The 20,073-nt window shown below is 58.8% G+C and carries 22 protein-coding genes; 9 read left to right on the top strand and 13 right to left on the bottom strand.

Translation table 11 applies throughout. From position 1 onward, the window contains the following. Positions 1-5 precede the first annotated feature (5 nt). From speB (ACR0JI_RS01595) to ACR0JI_RS01585, 3 genes are all read right to left on the bottom strand, one after another. Complete coding sequence (speB, locus tag ACR0JI_RS01595) at positions 6-953, bottom strand: agmatinase (protein WP_480473203.1); 948 nt, start codon at positions 951-953, stop codon at positions 6-8. A gap of 89 nt (positions 954-1,042) precedes the next feature. Further along, positions 1,043-2,017: an agmatinase gene (speB, locus tag ACR0JI_RS01590; RefSeq protein WP_480473205.1), complete on the bottom strand. Its 975-nt coding sequence runs from the start codon at positions 2,015-2,017 to the stop codon at positions 1,043-1,045. 30 nt (positions 2,018-2,047) lie between these two features. Beyond that, the gene (locus ACR0JI_RS01585) at positions 2,048-3,211 is read right to left on the bottom strand and encodes a M20 aminoacylase family protein (RefSeq protein WP_480473207.1); all 1,164 of its coding nucleotides are present in this window, start codon (positions 3,209-3,211) and stop codon (positions 2,048-2,050) included. A 66-nt stretch (positions 3,212-3,277) separates the two neighbouring features. Here ACR0JI_RS01585 and mazG point away from each other — a divergent pair, with 66 nt between their 5' ends. Genes mazG through ACR0JI_RS01570 form a run of 3 tightly spaced genes read left to right on the top strand, consistent with a single transcriptional unit; the run spans position 3,278 to position 5,586 of the window. Continuing rightward, the gene (mazG, locus tag ACR0JI_RS01580) at positions 3,278-4,144 is read left to right on the top strand and encodes a nucleoside triphosphate pyrophosphohydrolase (protein ID WP_480476767.1); all 867 of its coding nucleotides are present in this window, start codon (positions 3,278-3,280) and stop codon (positions 4,142-4,144) included. A 54-nt stretch (positions 4,145-4,198) separates the two neighbouring features. After that, positions 4,199-5,140, top strand: coding sequence for a nucleoside hydrolase (locus tag ACR0JI_RS01575; protein WP_480473209.1), 942 nt, complete (start codon positions 4,199-4,201; stop codon positions 5,138-5,140). Continuing rightward, positions 5,137-5,586, top strand: coding sequence for a GNAT family N-acetyltransferase (locus tag ACR0JI_RS01570; protein WP_480473211.1), 450 nt, complete (start codon positions 5,137-5,139; stop codon positions 5,584-5,586). The genes ACR0JI_RS01575 and ACR0JI_RS01570 overlap by 4 nt, the downstream gene beginning before the upstream one ends. Here ACR0JI_RS01570 and ACR0JI_RS01565 read toward each other — a convergent pair. From ACR0JI_RS01565 to ACR0JI_RS01535, 7 genes are all read right to left on the bottom strand, one after another. Continuing rightward, complete coding sequence (locus ACR0JI_RS01565; RefSeq protein ID WP_480473213.1) at positions 5,583-5,747, bottom strand: hypothetical protein; 165 nt, start codon at positions 5,745-5,747, stop codon at positions 5,583-5,585. The genes ACR0JI_RS01570 and ACR0JI_RS01565 overlap by 4 nt on opposite strands. A gap of 140 nt (positions 5,748-5,887) precedes the next feature. Next, on the bottom strand, positions 5,888-6,427 hold the full coding sequence (locus ACR0JI_RS01560) for a GNAT family N-acetyltransferase (RefSeq protein WP_480473215.1): 540 nt from the start codon (positions 6,425-6,427) through the stop codon (positions 5,888-5,890). Between the two features lie 48 nt (positions 6,428-6,475). Continuing rightward, positions 6,476-7,753 (bottom strand): phosphopyruvate hydratase, encoded by a 1,278-nt coding sequence (gene eno / locus ACR0JI_RS01555; protein WP_480473217.1) that lies wholly within the window; start codon positions 7,751-7,753, stop codon positions 6,476-6,478. 136 nt (positions 7,754-7,889) lie between these two features. Beyond that, a complete protein-coding gene (locus ACR0JI_RS01550; protein WP_480473219.1) occupies positions 7,890-8,768 on the bottom strand; it encodes a DMT family transporter in 879 nt (292 codons plus the stop codon). A 135-nt stretch (positions 8,769-8,903) separates the two neighbouring features. Further along, the gene (locus ACR0JI_RS01545) at positions 8,904-9,317 is read right to left on the bottom strand and encodes a Fur family transcriptional regulator (protein WP_480473221.1); all 414 of its coding nucleotides are present in this window, start codon (positions 9,315-9,317) and stop codon (positions 8,904-8,906) included. An 83-nt stretch (positions 9,318-9,400) separates the two neighbouring features. Next, the gene (locus tag ACR0JI_RS01540) at positions 9,401-10,105 is read right to left on the bottom strand and encodes an endonuclease/exonuclease/phosphatase family protein (protein WP_480476769.1); all 705 of its coding nucleotides are present in this window, start codon (positions 10,103-10,105) and stop codon (positions 9,401-9,403) included. Positions 10,106-10,400: 295 nt separating this feature from the next. Beyond that, entirely contained in the window at positions 10,401-11,819 is a 1,419-nt protein-coding gene (locus tag ACR0JI_RS01535; RefSeq protein ID WP_480493027.1) for a protein adenylyltransferase SelO, read from the bottom strand. 85 nt (positions 11,820-11,904) lie between these two features. Between ACR0JI_RS01535 and ACR0JI_RS01530 the strand changes: the two genes are divergently transcribed. Then, the gene (locus tag ACR0JI_RS01530) at positions 11,905-12,324 is read left to right on the top strand and encodes a cupin domain-containing protein (protein ID WP_267367608.1); all 420 of its coding nucleotides are present in this window, start codon (positions 11,905-11,907) and stop codon (positions 12,322-12,324) included. A 90-nt stretch (positions 12,325-12,414) separates the two neighbouring features. Beyond that, positions 12,415-13,191: an extensin-like domain-containing protein gene (locus ACR0JI_RS01525; protein ID WP_480473225.1), complete on the top strand. Its 777-nt coding sequence runs from the start codon at positions 12,415-12,417 to the stop codon at positions 13,189-13,191. Positions 13,192-13,218: 27 nt separating this feature from the next. Here ACR0JI_RS01525 and ACR0JI_RS01520 read toward each other — a convergent pair whose 3' ends face one another. Continuing rightward, a complete protein-coding gene (locus tag ACR0JI_RS01520; RefSeq protein ID WP_480476771.1) occupies positions 13,219-14,313 on the bottom strand; it encodes an anhydro-N-acetylmuramic acid kinase in 1,095 nt (364 codons plus the stop codon). A gap of 305 nt (positions 14,314-14,618) precedes the next feature. Between ACR0JI_RS01520 and tyrS the strand changes: the two genes are divergently transcribed. Then, complete coding sequence (gene tyrS, locus ACR0JI_RS01515) at positions 14,619-15,872, top strand: tyrosine--tRNA ligase (protein ID WP_480493026.1); 1,254 nt, start codon at positions 14,619-14,621, stop codon at positions 15,870-15,872. A 78-nt stretch (positions 15,873-15,950) separates the two neighbouring features. Here tyrS and ACR0JI_RS01510 read toward each other — a convergent pair whose 3' ends face one another. Continuing rightward, on the bottom strand, positions 15,951-16,679 hold the full coding sequence (locus ACR0JI_RS01510; protein WP_480493025.1) for a hypothetical protein: 729 nt from the start codon (positions 16,677-16,679) through the stop codon (positions 15,951-15,953). 232 nt (positions 16,680-16,911) lie between these two features. Here ACR0JI_RS01510 and ACR0JI_RS01505 point away from each other — a divergent pair, with 232 nt between their 5' ends. From ACR0JI_RS01505 to ACR0JI_RS01495, 3 genes are read left to right on the top strand one after another with little or no spacing between them, the layout of a single operon-like run. Next, positions 16,912-17,667, top strand: a complete 756-nt coding sequence (locus tag ACR0JI_RS01505; protein WP_480493024.1) for a 3-hydroxyacyl-CoA dehydrogenase — start codon at positions 16,912-16,914, stop codon at positions 17,665-17,667. A gap of 9 nt (positions 17,668-17,676) precedes the next feature. Beyond that, the gene (locus ACR0JI_RS01500) at positions 17,677-18,120 is read left to right on the top strand and encodes a maltose acetyltransferase domain-containing protein (RefSeq protein WP_480493023.1); all 444 of its coding nucleotides are present in this window, start codon (positions 17,677-17,679) and stop codon (positions 18,118-18,120) included. Then, positions 18,108-18,224 (top strand): hypothetical protein, encoded by a 117-nt coding sequence (locus ACR0JI_RS01495; RefSeq protein ID WP_480493022.1) that lies wholly within the window; start codon positions 18,108-18,110, stop codon positions 18,222-18,224. Before ACR0JI_RS01500 ends, ACR0JI_RS01495 begins: the two co-directional genes overlap by 13 nt. Here ACR0JI_RS01495 and ACR0JI_RS01490 read toward each other — a convergent pair. Continuing rightward, the gene (locus ACR0JI_RS01490) at positions 18,221-20,029 is read right to left on the bottom strand and encodes an ABC-F family ATP-binding cassette domain-containing protein (protein WP_480493021.1); all 1,809 of its coding nucleotides are present in this window, start codon (positions 20,027-20,029) and stop codon (positions 18,221-18,223) included. The genes ACR0JI_RS01495 and ACR0JI_RS01490 overlap by 4 nt on opposite strands. Positions 20,030-20,073 lie beyond the last annotated feature (44 nt).

The raw sequence follows: 20,073 nt of genomic DNA, 5'->3' as shown, positions 1-20,073 counted from the left end.
GCGTCTTACCGCGACGTCACACCCGGCAGGATACACAGCATCTCGTAGATCAGGTTGGCCGCTGTCAGTGCAGTGTTGCCCGATGGATCATAAGGGGGTGAAACCTCGACCAGATCACATCCCACCACGTTTACCCCATGCAGGGCATGGATCAGTTGCAGCGCTTGCGGTGTCGTCAGACCTGCGATTTCCGGCGTGCCGGTGCCCGGAGCAAACGCGGGATCAAGGCTGTCGATGTCATACGAGATGTAAACCGGGTGGTCCCCGATGATCTTGCGAACCTGCGATCCGATTTGGGTCAGGTTCTGCTGCCACAGCTCCCAGGCCGGGAACTGGCGGAAGCCCCAGTCCTTGGCTTCGGTGAAGTCCGAGGCGGCATAACCCGAGCCCCGAATGCCGATCTGGAACGTCTTGTCGGGAACAATCAGCCCCTCTTCATAGGCGCGGCGGAAGACGGTACCGTGGGTTTCACGCTCACCGAACATCTCGTCATTCACATCGGCATGGGCGTCCACATGCACCAGTGCCACGGGCCCGTGTTTTGCCTTGATGGCTCGCAGGATCGGCAGGGTGATCGAATGATCGCCCCCCATGGCCACCGGGATCACGCCTTTCGCCAATATGGCGTCATAGCTTTCCTTGATGATCCTGAGGCTGTCTGCCAGCGAGAAGGTGTTGATCGCCAGATCCCCAATATCGGCTATCTGCAAACTGTCGAACGGGGCCGCTCTGGTGGCCATGTTATAGGGCCGGATCATCGCGCTTTCGCCGCGGATTTGCTTGGGGCCAAAGCGCGTGCCCGACCGCCACGACGTGCCGATATCCATCGGCACCCCCAGCACCGCCACATCCAGCCCCTCAAGCGAGGAGGCCTGCGGCAGGCGCATGAATGTGTTCGGCCCGGAAAACCGAGCCAGATCATTCCCGCTAATTGGTTGGTTGAATTCGGTCATGCGCGTAATAGTCCCGCCCCTGTTCGTCTTGTGATCCAGCACATACCTTAAGCATGGCTAACTGTTGGTTAACGTGAACCCATGCGGGTTTACCCTTCTGCTTTTTCCAGCTTGTTCCACCCCAACAGGCAAATGATCTGAGTCGCCACATGGGCCCCAGCAATCGCTGTCGCACCTGAGGTGTCAAAGGGCGGCGATACTTCGACCACGTCCCCGCCCTTGATATTGATCCCGGCAATGTCGCGCAGGATGATCTGTGCCTGAATCGAGCTTAACCCACCCCAGACCGGCGTGCCCGTACCAGGGGCAAAGGCCGGGTCAAGACCGTCAATGTCGAAGCTGAGGTAAACGGGGCTGTCACCAAGAATGTCTTTGATCTTTTGCGCCACTGCAGCAGGCCCCGATTCATAAACCTCACGCGCATCGATGATGTTCACGCCCAGCGTATCCTCATTCGTCGTGCGAATACCCACCTGGACCGAGCGTTTCGGATCGACAATGCCCGACTTTACAGCCTTGTAGAACATTGTCCCGTGATCCACGCGGGACATATCGTCATCGACCCATGTGTCGGTATGCGCATCGAATTGCAGCAGGGACATTGGCCCGAATTTCTCGGCATAAGCCTTGAGGATCGGAAAGCTGATATAGTGGTCGCCACCCAACGCGACCGACGCTACGTCAGCGGTCAGAATGGTCCGGATGTGGTCGGTCAGCGTGTCGGGAAAGGCCGGTATATTGGCATAATCATAAGCCATATCGCCATAGTCCACGATCGCCAGTTCACTCAGCGCATCAAAGGGCCAGCCATAGGGCGCATCAGGCGACTGAAGCGCACTGGCCTCTCGGATCGCCCTAGGGCCAAGGCGCGTGCCGGGCCGGTTCGTAACCGCCTGATCAAACGGCACGCCGGTTACGGCGATGTCCACACCCTTCAGGTTCTTGGTGTAAAGCCGCCGAAGAAAAGACGTCGCGCCGCCGAACGTATTTTCATAAGACAACCCCTTGAGGTCCGGATTGGTGAATGCCTCATCCACTTGGTTTCTTGCGTCTTCCAGTGCCATGTCTTCCGTAGTCCCTTTCCCGAACCTTTATCAGCTCAACGGCTGCGCTTTTTCCACGATCCGCGCGAAAAACGACGCGCCCACCGGTGCGATTTCGTCGTTAAAGTTGTATTTCGGATGATGCAGCCCCGCGCCTTCACCCTGCCCGAGGAACAGATAAGCACCGGGGCGCTTTTGCAGCATGTACGAAAAATCCTCGGCCCCCATCTCGCGCCCGGTATTGCCGGTGACCCGGTCATCTCCGGATATTTCTCGCGCCACTTCGGTCGCAAAACCCGCCTTTTCGGCATCATTGATGGTGGCAGGGTAATCGACATTGTATTCCAAACGCGCCTCGACCCCATAGGATTTGGCCTGCCCCTCGACAATCTCGGCCATGCGTCGCATCACCATCTGCTGCACGTTCGGATCGAATGTTCGAACGGTGCCGTTGATATAGGCCGTATCCGGGATCACGTTGTTGACCGTGCCTGTGTGAATTTGCGTGACCGAAACGACAAGATCATCCAGCGCATAGTGGTTGCGACTGACAATGGTCTGAATGGCCTGCGCAATCCCACAGGCCGCCATAACCGGATCACGGGTTTCATGCGGCATCGCACCGTGGCCGCCGACACCCTGAATATGCACTTCGAACGTATCGACAGCCGCCATGATCGGCCCCGGCGTGGTATAGAATGTCCCTTCGGCAAATCCCGGCGCGTTGTGCAGCGCGTAGACCTGCGAGATGTCGAACCGGTCCATGATGCCTTCTTCGACCATCACGCCAGCACCACCGCCATCTTCCTCGGCGGGTTGAAAGATCAGCGCCACGCGACCGCTGAAATTTCGCGTCTCGGCCAGATAACGGGCCGCGCCCAGTAACATCGTGGTATGCCCGTCATGACCGCAGGCATGCATCTTTCCGGGGTTCTGAGAGGCGTAGTCAACGCCTGTTTCTTCGGTAATTGGCAACGCATCCATATCGGCGCGCAGGCCAATCGTCGGCCCGTCGCCCTGCCCGTTTATGATCGCGACCATCCCGGTCTTTGCGAGCCCCTCATGCAACTCATCGACCCCGAACTCACGCAGACGTTCCGCCACAAAGGCCGCAGTTTCATGGCATTCGAATTCCAACTCTGGGATGGTATGCAGATACTGGCGCCATCTGGTCATGTCGGCAGAGAAATCGGCAATTCGGTTGACGACGGGCATCTGGGGTGGACTCCTGATCGGGACTGCGGAATGGATGCATCTGACACCGGAATGAAAGGGTTCGCAATGGCTGAAAATCCTCTGATCCATGACAGCGATGCAGGTATCGAACGGCTGCTGGAAATCATGCGCCGCCTGCGCGATCCGCAATCCGGCTGCCCGTGGGATATCGAACAGGATTTCGCGACCATCGCCCCCTATACGATCGAAGAGGCCTATGAGGTCGCTGACGCCATCGAACGCGAAGCCTTTGACGAGCTTAAGGGCGAACTGGGGGATTTACTGTTTCAATCCGTGTTTCACGCCCAAATGGCAGAAGAAGCAGGACATTTCACCTTTCAGGACGTCGTACGCACCATGTCAGACAAGATGGTCAGCCGCCATCCGCATGTGTTTGGCGATGAATCCCGCGACAAGTCGGCTAACCAGCAAATCAAAGATTGGGAGGCCATCAAAGCCGCCGAGCGGGCGGGCAAGGAACAGAAAGGTGCGCTGGACGGTGTGGCCGCAAACCTGCCCGCACTGCTGCGCGCGCATAAGCTCCAAAAACGTGCCGCTCGGGTGGGGTTCGACTGGCCTGACGCCAGCCATGTTCTGGCCAAGATCACCGAAGAAGCCGCCGAACTGGAAGAGGCGCGTGACAAAATGGATGCTGACGCGCTGGAAGACGAATTCGGCGATCTGCTGTTCGTGATGGTCAATCTGGGTCGTCATCTTGGCATCGAACCCGAAGCCGCCCTGCGTCGCACCAATGCCAAGTTCACCCGTCGCTTTGAAAAGGTCGAAGCCCGGCTGGCCGAACGGGGCAAGACCCCCTCGCAAAGCGATCTGGCCGAGATGGATGCGCTGTGGGACGAGGTTAAAACGGAAGAGCATCGCGCGAATGGCAAACTCCCGCCGGTGGATACACTGGCCGCGACCAGAAACGGGTAGACAAGCGATCCGACACTTGCGAGTGTCCCACCTTCACGACCCCCGGAGACGCCTATGCCCCCTCGCAAGATCATCATCGACACCGATCCCGGACAGGACGACGCCGTCGCCATCCTGCTGGCGCTGGCCAGCCCGGACGAGATCGAGGTTATGGGTATTACGGCCGTCGCGGGTAACGTCCCGCTCGCCCTTACAGCCAAGAACGCCCGAATCGTTTGTGAATTGGCCGGACGTACGGATGTGCCGGTTTATGCGGGCTGCGACAAACCGCTGAACCGTCCGCTTGTCACCGCAGAACATGTGCATGGAAAAACCGGGCTGGATGGCCCGGTCCTGCCGGATCCGCAGATGCCCCTGGCCAAAGGTCACGCTGTGGATTTCATCATCGACACCCTGCGTGCTGAAGAGCCGGGGACCGTGACCCTTTGTCCACTGGGTCCGCTGACAAACGTCGCGACTGCGTTTCGCAAGGCCCCCGATATCATCGACCACGTGCAGGAAATCGTCTTGATGGGTGGGGCGTATTTCGAAGTCGGCAACATCACCCCCACTGCTGAATTCAACATCTATGTCGACCCAGAAGCTGCTGATATCGTTTTTAAATCCGGAATACCGATTGTTGTCATGCCATTGGATATCACGCACAAAGCGCTGGTGACCAAACCGCGAAACGACGCGTTCCGCGCATTGGACAGCAAGGTTGGGCATGCCGTGGCCGAGATGACGGATTTCTTTGAACGCTTCGACAAAGAGAAATACGGCAGCGCGGGCGCTCCCCTGCACGACCCTTGCGTCACCGCCTATCTGATCCGCCCCGCGCTGTTTTCGGGCCGCCGCGTGAATGTCGAGATTGAAACAGGGTCCGACCTGACCTTGGGCATGACCGTTGCGGATTGGTGGGGTGTCACCAACCGCGCACCAAATGCGTTGTTCATGGGGGAAATCGACGCCGACGGCTTTTTCACCTTGCTGACAGAAAGGCTGGCCAGATTATGAGCGCTGCCCTCCGCCTAGCGCGTCCCGACGATCTGGATCGCCTGATGACGCTGGTCACCGCCTTTCATACCGAGGCCGGGCTGACACAGGACGCCGACAAGACACGCAATGCCCTCGCCCCCATGCTGGATGGTATCCCTCATGGCTGTGTCTATCTGATTGGGCCCGGGCGCGCGCCTTTGGGATATATCATCCTGACCTTTGGCTGGTCAGTCGAGTTTGGCGGCATGGACGGTTTCGTGGACGAGATCTACATACGCCCCGCCGTTCGGGGCCGCGGCATTGCCACCGAGGTTCTTTTGGACCTGCCCAAAGCTCTTGCCGGGGCAGGCCTGATGGCTCTTCATCTGGAAGTCGACCGAAACAATGAAACTGCCCAAAAGCTATATCTGCGCACCGGGTTCAGACAACGTGACAGGTATATGCTGATGAGCAAGGTACTTTAGCGCGACTCGCCGCGGAAGATATTTGCCGGATTCATGTCCTGAACCGGGTCATTCGACGAAACCTCTTCTCCGGTTATCGGATACGTTCCCGGACCCGCGCAGGCGGACAATACTGTGATGGACGTTGTGGCGATTATCAGAAGGAATTTGGATACAGACATCGTAGTCTCCTTTCTGCAATGAAGACAAACTACGGCATTCAGTGTGGACGTGATAAGTAACAAGTTCACACATAAGAATAGATAAGCTACATTTTTATTGTCAAACACCTCAACCGCAAACGAACATGTCCCTGAAAAATTTAACTTTTCTCTGGCCTGAGGGTGCCATTCTCAAATAGCGGCATCTCAAAAAAAAGCAGGTGGCCGGGTGCGATTTCAGGAGTTTCGTAATAGGCGTCGCGCAGGTGAAAGCCTAAAGACAGGTATAACCGAGTCGCCGCTTCCAGGGGTTTGCCGGTGTCCATTCGAATATAGTCGAACCCAATATCTCGGCACATTTCGATCAGCGAAAGCATGATGGCACGGCCTGCTCCGGTCCCCCTTGCTGCGTCAGTTACAAATACACGTTTGATTTCAGCTACACCGGGTTCGTACGTGTGAAACATACCGCAGCCGACCGGTTCCCCATGCAGCAATGCCAGTTTGATCCCACCGGTCGGCGGTGTGTGTTCCGCGTCGATGTTGTCCATCACGCGGGCGTATTTTTCGCTTGGGTAGAAAGCCTGCACAATCTGGGCGGTTCTTTCATCCAGTGCCAGCAGGAAATCCCTGTAATCCCAACACAAACGCCGAACCGCTTCAATCTGGTCCGGCGTTTCCGGTTCGATGATGTTCAGCACAATGCGACCCCCGGAATAAAACCAGGGGCCAGCCTAGCACCAAGCGCGTTATTTGCGAAGGATCGACGCGCCTGCGTATTCCGCAACCTCGCCCAGCGATTCCTCAATGCGGATCAACTGGTTGTATTTGGCCAACCGATCCGACCGCGCCAGCGAGCCGGTTTTGATCTGACCGCAATTGGTCGCCACCGCCAGATCGGCAATAGTGGCATCCTCGGTCTCGCCCGAACGGTGCGACATCACGTTGGTATAACGCGCACGGTGCGCCATATCGACGGCGCGCAGGGTTTCGGTCAGCGATCCGATCTGGTTCACCTTAACCAGCATCGAGTTCGCGCAGCCGCGCTTGATCCCTTCGGCCAAGCGCGCCGGATTGGTCACGAACAGGTCGTCGCCCACCAGCTGCACCTTGTCGCCGATGGCGTCGGTCAGGGCTTTCCAGCCGTCCCAATCATCCTCGGACATGCCGTCTTCGATCGAGATGATCGGATAGTCATTGACCAGAGCCGCCAGATAGGCTGCGTTTTCTTCGGATGTCAGGGTGATCCCCTCGCCCGCCAGAACGTATTTACCATCCTTGAAATACTCGGTCGCCGCGCAATCCAAGGCCAGGTGGATTTCTTCGCCGGGTTTGTAGCCCGCCTTTTCGATGGATTTCAGGATGAAGTCCAGCGCCTCGCGGGTGCTGGCGATGTTGGGGGCAAAACCGCCCTCATCGCCCACGCCCGTGGCGAGACCCGCGGAAGACAGTTCTTTCTTCAGCGTATGGAACACTTCGGACCCCATTCGCACGGCCTCGCGAATATTCGCGGCCGAGGTTGGCATGATCATGAACTCCTGAATGTCGATCGGGTTGTCGGCGTGTTCGCCGCCATTGATGATGTTCATCATCGGTACCGGCAGCACGCGAGCTGAGGTACCACCGACGTAACGATAAAGGGGCTGCGTCGTGAAATCGGCTGCCGCCTTTGCGGTGGCCAGCGACACACCCAGAATGGCGTTGGCGCCCAGACGGCCTTTGTTATTGGTTCCGTCCAGTTCGATCATCGCCTGGTCGATGGCCACTTGTTCTGTCGCGTCAAAGCCCACCAGTTCCTCGGCGATTTCACCATTCACGGCGGCCACGGCTTCCAGAACCCCTTTGCCCATATAGCGGGATTTGTCGCCGTCGCGTTTTTCTACGGCTTCATGCGCGCCGGTGGACGCACCGGACGGTACGGCGGCGCGGCCCATGGTGCCGTCTTCCAGAATCACGTCGACCTCGACCGTCGGGTTGCCCCGGCTGTCCAGAATTTCGCGCGCGTGGATGTCAATAATGGTGCTCATGAGGTCTGTCCCTATGGCTGCAGTCGGTTGCACGCGTCATAGCAGCAACCGGCCAAAAGTAAACCGGTTCCGTTATCGCTAACACGCATATTTACCGACCTTTAGGGCTAACAGTTTGCTGTTTGCGCCAACAGGATCAGGCCGGAACCAGATTGCGCGCCAGACGTCGCTCGCGGATAAAGGTATACAGGCCAGATCCGATGATGAGGCTCGCCCCAGCCATTGTCAGCGCGTCAGGGCGTTCACCGAACATCAACATTCCGGCAAGGATCGAAAACACCAGACGCGTGTAACGGAATGGCATCATGGCCGAAGCCTCGCCAACCCGCATGGCCGTTACGATGCCGTAATACCCCAAAACGCCGAAACCGATCGCGCCCAGATATGGCCCTGCCTGGCCGCTTTGCACCGGCACAAAGGGTGTTCCGGAAATGACCATCAACAGCAGCCCGGCCAGCGCCACTGCGATATACGCCTGCATCGCCACAACGGATGAGGCCACCCGAGCATCCAGCTTGCGCGTTATCAGATCACGCGCCGCAATCGCAAACACGGTCAGGACGACAAACAGCGAGTCTGGCTGAAACCCTTCCAATCCGGGGCGAATGATCATCAGAACACCGATAAAGCCGACACCAATGGCGCTCCAGCGGCGCCAGCCGACCTGCTCTCCCAGAAACAGGGCCGCGCCCATGGTCACGGCAAGCGGCATGGCCTGAAACACGGCGGCGACAGTGGACAGATCAATCAGCGACAACGCGGTGACAAAGGTTACGGCACCGAATCCTTCTGTCCCTGCACGTACCATCGGCAGCAGTTTCCACGCCACGGGATCGAAGATGCGTTTGCGGGTGACCACCGACATCACCGCAAAGACAAGCCCGCAGAACACACCCAGACACACCATGATCTGACCTGTCGGCACAGCGCCCGACAGGAACTTGATGAACATATCCTCAAGAGAAAAGGCCGCCATCGAGCCGATCAGCAAAAGGATGCCGTTTACGTTATTCATGCGCGCGTCCGTAGGAAAAGGGTACTTGGGGTGCAGTATGCGGGCACATGAACCGCAACCAGCGGCATCTGGCAAGCCAATTCCCGACACATTCAATGAATTAACGTGTTGGGGCCGTTCGTGATTTGTGATGGATCACTTCTGCTTGAGCGGCACGCCATACAGTTCCAGCCGATGCCCTTTCAGCTTGTACCCAAGCTTGGCGGCGATCTTTTCCTGCAGGGCTTCGATCTCGGGGTCGACAAATTCGATTACCTCCCCCGACTGCATGTCGATCAGGTGATCGTGGTGATCACGCTCGGCATCCTCGTAACGGGCCCGCCCATCGCCGAACTCCAGACGTTCCAGAATTCCGGCTTCTTCGAACAGTTTGACCGTACGATACACCGTCGCAATCGAGATGCCTGTGTCGATGGCAGAAGCACGCGCGTACAGTTCTTCGACATCCGGATGGTCGTCGCTTTGTTCCAATACCTGCGCGATGATCCTTCTTTGACCGGTCATGCGCAGACCCTTGGCCTCACAACGTCCAATAATCGTTTCCGACATGATGCCCCTCAGAATTGCTCGGGTGTCTGTCTTAGTATGTCTGTGCGATTTGCGCCACAGGGATTTCTTCTTTTCCGGTGAACTTAAGCCACGCACGCCAAATCAGCCCAAACCGGCAGATGATCCGAAGCGATATGTGCCGGGCGCGCGTCATGGACACCATGCGCAGTGGCCCTGACGCCCACGCCCAGCGCGATCCGATCCAGCGCGCCCAGCGGCTGCGCGGCGGGAAAACTCGGCTTGGGGGGCAGAAAACGCATTTCCGGTGCCAGGTGATCCAGAACAGGCTGTCGGGACCATTCGTTGAAATCCCCCGCCCAGACAGTCGGCATCTGCTCCAGCTCTTTATCAAACCGCCTGATATGCGAGATCTGCTGACGTCGCGATGCAGGCAACAGCCCCAGATGCATTCCCATCACCCGCAACGGCCCGATATGGGTATCAAATTCAACACGGACCGCGCCGCGCGGTTCAAGCCCGGGTAATTCGTGATGTCCGGTCCGCCGGACCGAAAGGCCCTCGCCACGCCAGATCACTGCATTGCCATGCCAGCCCAGACTGCCGGCACCACCCAGATCGACGATCTGCCAACCGGCTTCATCCAGCATGAAATGCGGCAGGGCCGCCGGCCGCGGCGGCAGACGTTTGTCGGCCTCCTGCAACACAACGATATTGGCCTGCATATGTTCGATGACCTGCAAAATGCGCTGCGGCTGGCGCCGGAGATCCAGCCCGAGGCATTTCTGAATGTTATAGCTGGCGATGCGAAGGGTGGAAGATGACTGCATATAGACCTGACCAGTGGGCTTGACCCAAAGTGCCACGCCTGTCGCCGGACGCAACCCTTCAGTTTCACTTCTCAACAACGGCAACCGGGGAAGTCGCCTCGGCACAATATATCGCCTAAAAACCCGGCACGTGGCGTGGCCGGAAACAGACGGGTTTCCCCTCATATCATCCAGGTGCGGCAGGACGGAGATACAGCAGTTTCAGCGCATCCGACACCGATCTGGAACGGGCAAATCCGTTCGCCCCTCCCAGCGAAACGTTCCGCAGCGAGGGATTTCCAGAGATGTTTGACCGTCATGTTCCGCAAAACGTGGCGTGCACAACTTCGTTATCGGTCGGGGGCCGTTTGAGATCCGCCGCTTCTGCCTGATCGTCGTATGGCCGCGTTAGGATTGTATTCAACCGATGGAACGGTTGGTAATCCCCCGCCACCGCTGATCGAATCATCTGCTCGACGCGGTGATTGCGCGGGATAAAGGCCGGGTTCGCCGCGGTCATCACTTCATGCGGTGGCGCCTCATGCGCCAAACGCGCACGCCAGCCTTCTGCCCAACTGTCAAAGGCCTGTGGATCGACAAACTGATCGCGCACGGTATCTTTGCCCAGCGCACGGAAGGTGTTGGTGAAATCAGCCTGCCCCTCGGCCATACGTTTTAGCAAATCGGTGATCAGCGCCTGATCGCCTTCTTCAGCGGTCGTCAGCCCGATCTTTGCCCGGAACCGGGTCAACCAGTTCTGTTGCAGCAGGTCCGGCATGGCATGCACGATCTCGGTCGCCTGCTCAACAGCGGCGTCCTTGTTGTCCATCTGCTGAATCAGAGAGGTTGCCAGCTGCGCCAGATTCCAGACGGCAATATCTGGCTGGTTGGCATAGGCATAACGGCCCATCCGATCTATCGAACTGTAGACCGTATTGGGGTGATAAACATCCATGAAGGCACAGGGGCCATAATCGATGGTCTCACCTGTAATCGAGCAATTGTCGGTGTTCATGACCCCATGGATGAAACCCACGCTCATCCACTGAGCGATCAGGTGGGCCTGCGCATCCCGAACGGCCCGCAACAGGTCCATTGGCCCTTCGGCCCCGGGATAGTGGCGCGCGATTGCGTAGTCTGTCAGGCGCCGCAGATTGTCCAACTGCCCCCGCGCTGCAAAGACCTGAAAGGTGCCTACCCGTAGATGGCTGGTTGCAACCCGGGTTAGCACCGCACCGGGCATCGGACCCTCCCGGAACACGGTTTCACCGGTCTCTACCGCCGCCAGTGCGCGTGTTGTGGGAATGCCCAGCGCGTGCATCGCCTCGGACACCACGTATTCGCGCAGAACCGGACCCAGCCAAGCCCTGCCGTCGCCTCGACGAGAAAACGGCGTCGGGCCCGAGCCTTTCAGCTGAACATCCCGCCGCACGCCATCCGTTCCGACAGTTTCGCCCAACAGCACCGCACGCCCGTCCCCAAGCTGCGGGTTGTACTGGCCAAACTGATGCCCGGAGTAAAGCTGCGCGATGGGGTCCGCACCATCGGGGATGCGATTACCTGCAAAGACTTCCGCCATCTCTTGCACATCACCCGGATGGACCTGCAACAGCCGCGCCAGATCATCATTGAAGGCAATCAACTTGGGCGCGCGTACAGGCGCCGGTTTCTGTCGCGCAAAGAACGCGTCCGGCAGGCGGGTATATGAGTTATCGAATGGAATGGTCAGTGTCATGCGGCATACATATTCCCCGTGCGCACGAATACCATAGCGGATCACACCTTGCCGTGCATAATTGCGCCAAACACACGGGGGCCACATGACAGCACAAGAGATCATCGATCGCCTGAACCTGCAACCTCACCCCGAGGGCGGCTGGTACGCGGAAACCTGGCGTGCCGAGAACAAGGGCCGCCCGACCGGCACCTGCATCTACTTCCTGCTGCAAGCGGGGGAAAGCAGCCACTGGCACCGGGTCGACGCGACCGAGATCTGGCTCTACCACGCGGGCGCGCCACTGATCCTGTCCTTGAGTGCAACAGACAAGGGTCCGGCGGTTGACCATGTGCTGTCGCCCGATTTGTCTCGGGGCGCACCACAACTGATTGTTCCCAACGGCCATTGGCAGGCCGCGCGCAGCACCGGTGATTACACGCTGGTCAGCTGTACAGTTTCTCCCGGATTTCAATTCGATGGGTTCCAACTGGCAGAACCTGGGTTTGATATCCCTCGGGGATAAGCTGATCTGGGGATGCTCTGAAAAGGTGAGTTTACAGAAAGTTACCCATTTATCATTCTGTCAACGCAACCGCAGGTATCGGAGCATCGGGTGATTGTGAAACGCATCTTTCTGGTCCTTCTGCTTCTGTTCGCAAGTACCTGTCTTGCAAACGCTGAGCCCGCCTGTGCAGAATCCCGCCTTTCATCCGAACTGGCACTGCCCGATCTGCAGGAGGAAGTCACGACCGAACATATCGAACCTGCCGGGACTGTCGAACCTGCGGTGCTGACCTCGAAACGCCCAGCGCTGCGCCCTTGCAAGTTTCGCCAGTTTGAAGTGGGTCGTCAGCGTATGCGTGACCGCGGGGCGGTCTGTGGTGACTGGACCATCTTGGGCGAAACCCGCACGTCTTTGGCTGGAAAAGCGCTGGGTTGCGGCATCGCCAACCCGGTCCGGATTTACAGAATTTCGGACATTGCGCTCAGCCAGTTCTCGCTGATGGACTGTCAGACAGCCGTCACGCTGAAAACGTGGATCGAAAACGTCGCCAAACCCGCCTTTGCCGATCTGGGGGGTGGGCTCAAGGGTATGCGGGTTGTTGGCCACTATGCCTGCAAGACGCAGAACAACCAGCCCTATGCGCGCATTTCCGAACATGCGCGGGGTCGGGCCATCGATATCTCGACCTTCGTGTTGCAGGACGGAACGCAGATCACCGTTCAGGACGGGTGGAGCGACACCGATCAAAGCGTCGTGTTGCAAGAGTTGCACAGCGGAGCCTGTGGCCTGTTCGGAACTGTTCTTGGTCCTGACGCTGACCGGTATCACAAAGGGCATTTTCACTTCGACACAGCCCGTCGCAGTGGCAAGCCTGTGTGTCGATAACACGTTAGCCGATACTTGTATGCAGCCTCAACCCACCGGTTGAACGTTCACTGAACTGACCATGCCGCCACCCACCAGCGCTTTCACCCCGGTTGTTCCGGGGCACGAGGTTGGCAATCCCCGCGCCACGCGCACAGCCAGATAGGCAAAGGCCTGCGCCTCGAGCATGTCGCCGTCCAGCCCCACCGCCTCGACCGGTTCGACCGGACAGTCGAGGGATACGCGCAGCATCTCCATCAACACCGGATTGCGCCGTCCACCGCCTGTAACCAGCACGCAAGACGGCGGCTGCGGACAATGTTCCATCCCCTGCACCACACCCGCTGCGCACATCCCGGTCAGGGTTGCCACCGCGTCAGCGTCACCCAGTTCTTTCACTAGTTCGATCATCTCAGAGAAATCGTTCCGGTCTAGCGACTTGGGCGGCATACGTGCGAAGAAAGGCTCAGCCAGAAACAGCTCCAACGCACCCATTTCGACGGTGCCATTGCGCGCAACCGCACCATCCCGGTCCATCGGCTGCCCCAACCGGGCTTGCATGAGGTCATCGACCGGCGCGTTCGCCGGCCCCGTATCAAAGGCAAGCAGCGCCCCTGGCGCCTCGGGACCATCAAAGCTTGGGTCCACATAGGTCAGGTTGCCAACACCACCCAGGTTCAAAAAGCACAAGGGGCGGTCCGCGCCAAACCACTTGGCGCAGGCAAAGTGAAAAAACGGTGCTAACGGAGCGCCCTCGCCCCCCATAGCCACGTCATCGCTTCGGAAGTCCCAGACCACCGGGCGCCCCAGCGCCTGCGCCAACCCAAGACCATCGCCCACCTGCAATGTCCCGCGCCCGCGCGGTTCATGCGCCAAAGTCTGGCCGTGAAAGCCAATCAGGTCTACATCTTCGAACTCGGACAGCGCTTCGGCATGGGCAAAGGTCACCATCTCAGCCGCCGCGTCGACCTGTGGACCGTGCCATTGCCCCAAAGCCGCCCGCAGAATTTCGCGTTCGGCATCGGTATAGGCGCGATAGCCGCTTTTCCCGAATCCAGCGATGGAATGCCCGTCGGTTTCCACCACCGCAGCGTCCACCCCGTCCAGCGACGTACCGGACATTGCGCCCAATGCCCGAACCATTCCGTGTTTCTTGATGGTTTGGCCCACGCCTGCCTCCTGATCTGGCAATGTTTCCGCCGTGCCCGGGGTTCTGGACTTCACCTCTGGGTTGCAGCTTGGTCAAGGTGCTTTTGTTATGCCGCCTTGGCAAGCCTTCTGATTGGGGGCGTCGGTTTTTTTCCGACGTCGCGTTTCATGATCAACACCCCGGCCATCAAGTTGCGCGCGCATATCACGGCACGCGGTTTTAGAGTGAAAAGGTGGCTTTTCCTCATCCGCAGCGCCGCCTATACAGTGCCCCGCAACACAAACCCCGAGGGCACGATATGACCTACCACCCCAAATCGGATTTCATCGCCACGATGATCGAGCGCGGCTTCCTCGCCGACTGCACCGATTATCAGGGCCTTGACGACGCGCTGATCAGTGGGTGCAAGCCAGCTTATATCGGCTTTGATGCAACGGCCAAGTCGTTACATGTGGGCAGTCTGATCCAGATCATGATGCTGCGCTGGTTCCAGAAGACCGGTCATCAGCCGATAACCCTTATGGGCGGCGGCACCACCAAGGTGGGCGACCCCTCGTTCCGCGCGGATGAGCGCCCCCTGCTGGGTCCCGAACAGATCGACGAAAACATCGCAGGCATCAAAAAGGTGTTCGCGGCCTATATCGATTACGACACTGACGCCGAAAACAAAGCGCTGATGTTGAACAATGCCGAATGGCTGGATGATCTGAACTACCTCGATTTCCTGCGCGACATCGGGCGGCATTTCTCGGTCAACCGGATGCTCAGCTTTGAATCGGTGAAATCCCGGCTGGATCGCGAACAGTCGCTGTCGTTTCTCGAGTTCAACTACATGATCCTGCAAGCCTATGACTTTCTGGAGCTGAACCGCCGCTATGGCTGCGTTCTGCAAATGGGCGGCAGCGACCAGTGGGGCAACATTGTCAACGGTATCGACCTGACACGCCGGGTGCTGGATCACGAAATCTACGGCCTGACCTCTCCCTTGTTGACCACCAGCGACGGCAAGAAGATGGGCAAATCGCAGGATGGCGCGGTCTGGCTGAACGCCGAGATGCGCTCGCCCTATGAATTCTGGCAGTTCTGGCGCAACACCACCGATGCGGATGTCGGGCGGTTCCTGAAGCTCTATACCGAATTGCCGGTGGATGAATGTGACCGTCTTGGCGCGCTTGCCGGGTCCGAGGTCAATGAGGCCAAAATCCGCCTCGCCAATGAGGTGACAGCCCTTCTCCACGGGGCGCAAGCTGCGGCAACGGCCGAAGCCACGGCCCGTGAAGTGTTCGAAAAAGGTGGCGTTGGAGACGATCTGCCCACCCTGACCCTCAGCGCGGACGAGCTGGGCGACGGCATGTCCATCGTGCAGATCATTGTCAAATCAGGCCTCGCCAAATCCGGCAAAGAGGCCAAGCGCCTGATTGCTGAAAACGGGGCCAAACTGGACGACGCTCCGCTGACGGATGCAGGTTTGATGATCGACGCGGGCGCATTGTCATCCCCGATCAAGCTGAGTGCAGGCAAGAAACGCCACGCATTGGTGCAACTGGGCTGACGCCCCTTTCACCTTTGATTGCAAAGCAGGAAACGGCCACCCGATTGGGTGGCCGTATCTATTTTGGAATAGGCAAGGCTACTGACGTCCCTTTCCGCGACCGGGCCGGTCGCTTTCGCCCTCGTCGTCGTTGGCGTTGTTTCCGCGACCCGGACTGCTGCCCTCGCCGCCGTTGCCGCCGCCATTGTTACCCTTATCGCCACCTTTGCCGCCGCCGTTATGGCCCTTTCCGCCGCCGTTATTGCCTTTGCCACCGCCGGGTTCTCCACCGCCACCACCGGGTTCTCCGCCACCGCCGCCGGGCTCTCCACCGCCACCGCCGGGTTCTCCACCGCCAACGCCGGGTTCTCCACCGCCACCGCTAGGTTCTCCACCGCCACCGCTAGGTTCTCCACCGCCACCACCGGGTTCTTGGCCGCCGTTGTCAGGTTCTCCGCCACCACCGAGGCCGTCTGGACCAGCCGCGTTCGCAAATCCCGCCCCGCCGGGTTCTGAACCGCGGCTTTCGCCCCGATTCTCTGCCAGACCGGACAGGCTTGCCGTTGGCACATCTGTCAGCAAAGCGGCCAGCCCCGGGCATTGCGCCCCGGTAATGCGCAGCGTTGTCTCAAAATCCGGTCGCTTCTGAAGTCTGTCCAGAAAGCTCGGGGTCACCTGAACACAATCGCAAAGACCGGCATAGTCGCCTGCATTCGCAAGATTTCGAGCCGTTTTCCAGTTACACGTTTCCGGCGCTGCAACAGCACTGCCGGCAACCACAATCCCAAAGACAGGTGCAGCCAGAACAGCGCCCAGTGTTTGTTTCATACCATTTACCATATCGGAACCTCCTGACGAAAAAACACGCAATGGCTGTGATTACTTCGTTCACGAACAGGCGCGTTTTCGTGAAGCGCGGATTAAGATGCCTTAAAGATGTGTATTGGCCCGGCAGCGGTTATTCCGCGCCGCCCCTTTGGGCGTTCGGGCTCAAAGATATGGACACAGCCCCTGCAAAGCAGTTATTGAACAGTTGTTCATATCCTAGGGAGGAGTTCCGATGCACCTGTCCACCACAGCCGCTCTTGTCACCGGCGGCGCATCCGGTCTGGGCGAAGCCACCGCCCGTCACTTTGCCGAGCAGGGCGCACAAGTCACCATTCTGGACCGTGACGCGGACCGTGGCGCTCAAGTCGCCTCCGAAATCGGCGGGTATTTTGCGCTGACGGATGTAACAGACGAATCCTCGGTCGCAGCTGCCGTGCGCCACGGTATGGACAGGATGGGCAAGATTACCGCGACTGTGAACTGCGCCGGTATCGCTTATGGAATCAAGACGGTCGGCAAGGATGGCCCACACCCGCTGGACGCGTTCCAGCGCACGATCGACATCAATCTTGTCGGCACATTTAACGTCTCAAGGCTGGCTGCGGCCGAGATGGCAAAGAACGAACCCGAACCAGACGGGGCGCGCGGTGTGATCATCAACACTGCATCTATTGCTGCATTCGACGGCCAAAAGGGACAGGCGGCATATGCAGCATCTAAAGGCGGCGTGGTTGGCATGACCCTGCCGATGGCACGCGACCTGGCCTCAACCGGGATTCGCGTCATGACCATTGCGCCGGGAATCTTTATGACCCCGATGCTGGCGGGCCTTCCTGAAGACGTGCAACAACAACTTGCCGCAGATGTCCCGAACCCGGCCCGCCTGGGTGACCCCAAGGAATACGGGCGACTGGCCGGTTTCATCGTTGAAATGGGCTACCTGAACGGCGAGGTCATCCGCATCGACGGCGCTCTGCGGATGCGGTAAGACAGCTCCATGTCGGAGCGCCAGAAAATGCAGTCCGGGCAGTGGTATTGCTGTCTCGATCCCGAGTTGGACGATCTGCGCGCGCAAGCACGACGGGCTGTTCACGCTCACAACACCTGTCCGCCCGATACACGCGGCGCGATGGCCCCGGAACTGCACGCGCTGCTGGGCCATGTCGGCGAGGACTGTTTTCTCGAAGCCCCTTTTCATTGCGCCTATGGAATGAACATCCATCTGGGCAGCCGGGTTTTCTTCAATGCCGGATGCGTTGTTCTGGACACGGCCCCCGTTCGGGTTGCCGACGACACGATGTTCGGCCCCAATGTTCAGATTTACTGCGCGCATCATGCCAAAGACCCTGCTGATCGGGCACAAGGGCTGGAAGTCGGCCTGCCCGTCAACATCGGCAGGCAGGTTGGATTGGCGGCGGAGCGATCCTGTTGCCCGGCATAACCATAGGCGACTACGCCACAATCGGCGCAGGCAGCGTCGTCACCAAAGATGTCCCCGCCAGAGAAACCGTGGCAGGTAATCCAGCAAGACGTCTGGCCCGCTAAACGCTTTCAGCTTTCTCTTCGAGCGTCAGCCATTCCTCTTCAGCGGCCGAGAGTTTCTCCTGCCGCTCAACCAACGCCTCGGTCGCTTTTTGGAACTTCACCGGCTCACGCGTGAACAGCTCGGGATCGGACATCAACTCTTCCAGCTTGGCAATCTCGGCCTCTAGGCGCGCGATCTCGGCAGGCAGTTTCTCCAGCCGGTGCTTCTCCGAGAAGGACAAGCCGGATTTCGGCTTTTCTTCCTGCTTGACCTTTGGCTTTGAAAGCTTTGCTTTTTCTACACTTTTTTCGATCACATCACCGCGCTGTGCGATGTAATCCGACCAACCGCCAGCATAAACTGTCGCCTGTCCGTTACCCTCCATCGCGATGGTGGTTGTCGCCACGCGGTCCAGAAAATCCCGGTCATGGCTGACCAGCAGAACGGTGCCGTCGTAATCGTCCAGAAGCTCTTGCAGCAGGTCCAGCGTCTCGACATCCAGATCGTTTGTCGGTTCGTCCAGCACCAATAGGTTCGAGGGTTTCGCCATCAGCTTGGCCAGAAGCAATCGGGCTTTTTCCCCACCGGACAGGGACTTGACGGCTGCTCGGGCCTGCCGTTCGTCAAATAGAAATTCCTTGAGATACCCTACAACATGTTTGGGCTGCCCGCCCACCATCACCTGATCGGCTTTGCCCGACACCCGCATAGCCGGATCGCCGGTCAGACTGTCCCACAGGCTCATCTCAGGGTCTAGTTGGGCGCGGTTCTGATCGAATACCGCGATTTCAAGGTTCGTCCCCTGAGATACCGAGCCCGCGTCCGGCTCCACCTGCCCCAGCAGCATCTTCAGCAACGTTGTTTTTCCAACACCGTTCGGCCCGACAAAGGCCACCCGGTCACCGCGCTGTACCAGCAGATCAAAGTTCCGAACGATCTGCTTGTCGCCAAATCCTTTGGCCAGCGCCTTGGCCTCAATGACCTTGCGGCCCGATTTTGGCCCTGCCTCCAGCGCCATTGCAGCCGAACCCTGACGTTTGATCTGCGCCGCCTTTTCAGTTCTCAACGCCTGCAAGGCCCGCACCCGGCCTTGGTTGCGTTTGCGTCGGGCGCTAATGCCCTCAACCGCCCATTTCGCTTCAGATTTGATCAGGCGATTCAGCTTGTGGCGTTGCTGGTCCTCTTCCTCCCAGACCTTGTCCCGCCAGGCCTCAAAGGCTTCAAAACCCTGCTCCTGTCGCCGAACAGCCCCCCGGTCAATCCAAAGCGTTGCCCGCGTCAGAGCCCTCAAAAAGGCTCGGTCATGCGAGATCAGCACAAAGGCCGCTCGGCTCGCGCCAAGTTCGCGTTCCAGCCACGCGATCGCTTCGATATCCAGATGGTTGGTCGGCTCGTCCAGCAACATCAGATCCGGTGCTTCGGCCATCAGCTTGGCCAGTGCCGCCCGCCGCCGCTCGCCGCCCGAAGCGGTCTCAACCGCGCGTGAAGGATCGAACTTCAACCCTTCACCGGCCCGTTCAACTTTGTAAAGTTCTCCCGGCTCCAACCCGCAGGATGCGTAATCTCCCAACGTGGCAAAGCCTTCCATCGTCGGATCTTGCTCCATATAGCCAACGGATTTCCCGGGCGGCACGACAATCTCGCCCCGATCCGCCTCGACCAGACCGGCCATCACTTTCATCAACGTGGACTTTCCGGACCCGTTTCGCCCCACCAGCGCAACACGATCACCGGGTTGAACCACCAGATCCAGTTCGGAAAACACCGGGTCACCCCCGAAAGTCAGGGAAATGCCGGACATCTGCAACAAAGGAATTCTCGCCATGTCCGCCAGCTAAACCGGCTGACACATTGCGTCAACGCCCCGTC

The sequence above is a fragment of the Ruegeria sp. N10 genome (assembly GCF_056531545.1).
This window is presented reverse-complemented; position numbering and strand designations above follow the sequence as displayed.

What these genes read in the sequence shown, in the direction of transcription:
- speB (WP_480473203.1), bottom strand. Translation starts at nt 953, where the DNA reads ATGACCGAATTCAACCAACCAATTAGCGGGAATGATCTGGCTCGGTTT.
- speB (WP_480473205.1), bottom strand. Translation starts at nt 2,017, where the DNA reads ATGGCACTGGAAGACGCAAGAAACCAAGTGGATGAGGCATTCACCAAT.
- ACR0JI_RS01585 (WP_480473207.1), bottom strand. Translation starts at nt 3,211, where the DNA reads ATGCCCGTCGTCAACCGAATTGCCGATTTCTCTGCCGACATGACCAGA.
- mazG (WP_480476767.1), top strand. Translation starts at nt 3,278, where the DNA reads ATGGCTGAAAATCCTCTGATCCATGACAGCGATGCAGGTATCGAACGG.
- ACR0JI_RS01575 (WP_480473209.1), top strand. Translation starts at nt 4,199, where the DNA reads ATGCCCCCTCGCAAGATCATCATCGACACCGATCCCGGACAGGACGAC.
- ACR0JI_RS01570 (WP_480473211.1), top strand. Translation starts at nt 5,137, where the DNA reads ATGAGCGCTGCCCTCCGCCTAGCGCGTCCCGACGATCTGGATCGCCTG.
- ACR0JI_RS01565 (WP_480473213.1), bottom strand. Translation starts at nt 5,747, where the DNA reads ATGTCTGTATCCAAATTCCTTCTGATAATCGCCACAACGTCCATCACA.
- eno (WP_480473217.1), bottom strand. Translation starts at nt 7,753, where the DNA reads ATGAGCACCATTATTGACATCCACGCGCGCGAAATTCTGGACAGCCGG.
- ACR0JI_RS01550 (WP_480473219.1), bottom strand. Translation starts at nt 8,768, where the DNA reads ATGAATAACGTAAACGGCATCCTTTTGCTGATCGGCTCGATGGCGGCC.
- ACR0JI_RS01545 (WP_480473221.1), bottom strand. Translation starts at nt 9,317, where the DNA reads ATGTCGGAAACGATTATTGGACGTTGTGAGGCCAAGGGTCTGCGCATG.
- ACR0JI_RS01540 (WP_480476769.1), bottom strand. Translation starts at nt 10,105, where the DNA reads ATGCAGTCATCTTCCACCCTTCGCATCGCCAGCTATAACATTCAGAAA.
- ACR0JI_RS01535 (WP_480493027.1), bottom strand. Translation starts at nt 11,819, where the DNA reads ATGACACTGACCATTCCATTCGATAACTCATATACCCGCCTGCCGGAC.
- ACR0JI_RS01530 (WP_267367608.1), top strand. Translation starts at nt 11,905, where the DNA reads ATGACAGCACAAGAGATCATCGATCGCCTGAACCTGCAACCTCACCCC.
- ACR0JI_RS01520 (WP_480476771.1), bottom strand. Translation starts at nt 14,313, where the DNA reads ATGGTTCGGGCATTGGGCGCAATGTCCGGTACGTCGCTGGACGGGGTG.
- tyrS (WP_480493026.1), top strand. Translation starts at nt 14,619, where the DNA reads ATGACCTACCACCCCAAATCGGATTTCATCGCCACGATGATCGAGCGC.
- ACR0JI_RS01510 (WP_480493025.1), bottom strand. Translation starts at nt 16,679, where the DNA reads ATGAAACAAACACTGGGCGCTGTTCTGGCTGCACCTGTCTTTGGGATT.
- ACR0JI_RS01505 (WP_480493024.1), top strand. Translation starts at nt 16,912, where the DNA reads ATGCACCTGTCCACCACAGCCGCTCTTGTCACCGGCGGCGCATCCGGT.
- ACR0JI_RS01500 (WP_480493023.1), top strand. Translation starts at nt 17,677, where the DNA reads ATGTCGGAGCGCCAGAAAATGCAGTCCGGGCAGTGGTATTGCTGTCTC.
- ACR0JI_RS01490 (WP_480493021.1), bottom strand. Translation starts at nt 20,029, where the DNA reads ATGGCGAGAATTCCTTTGTTGCAGATGTCCGGCATTTCCCTGACTTTC.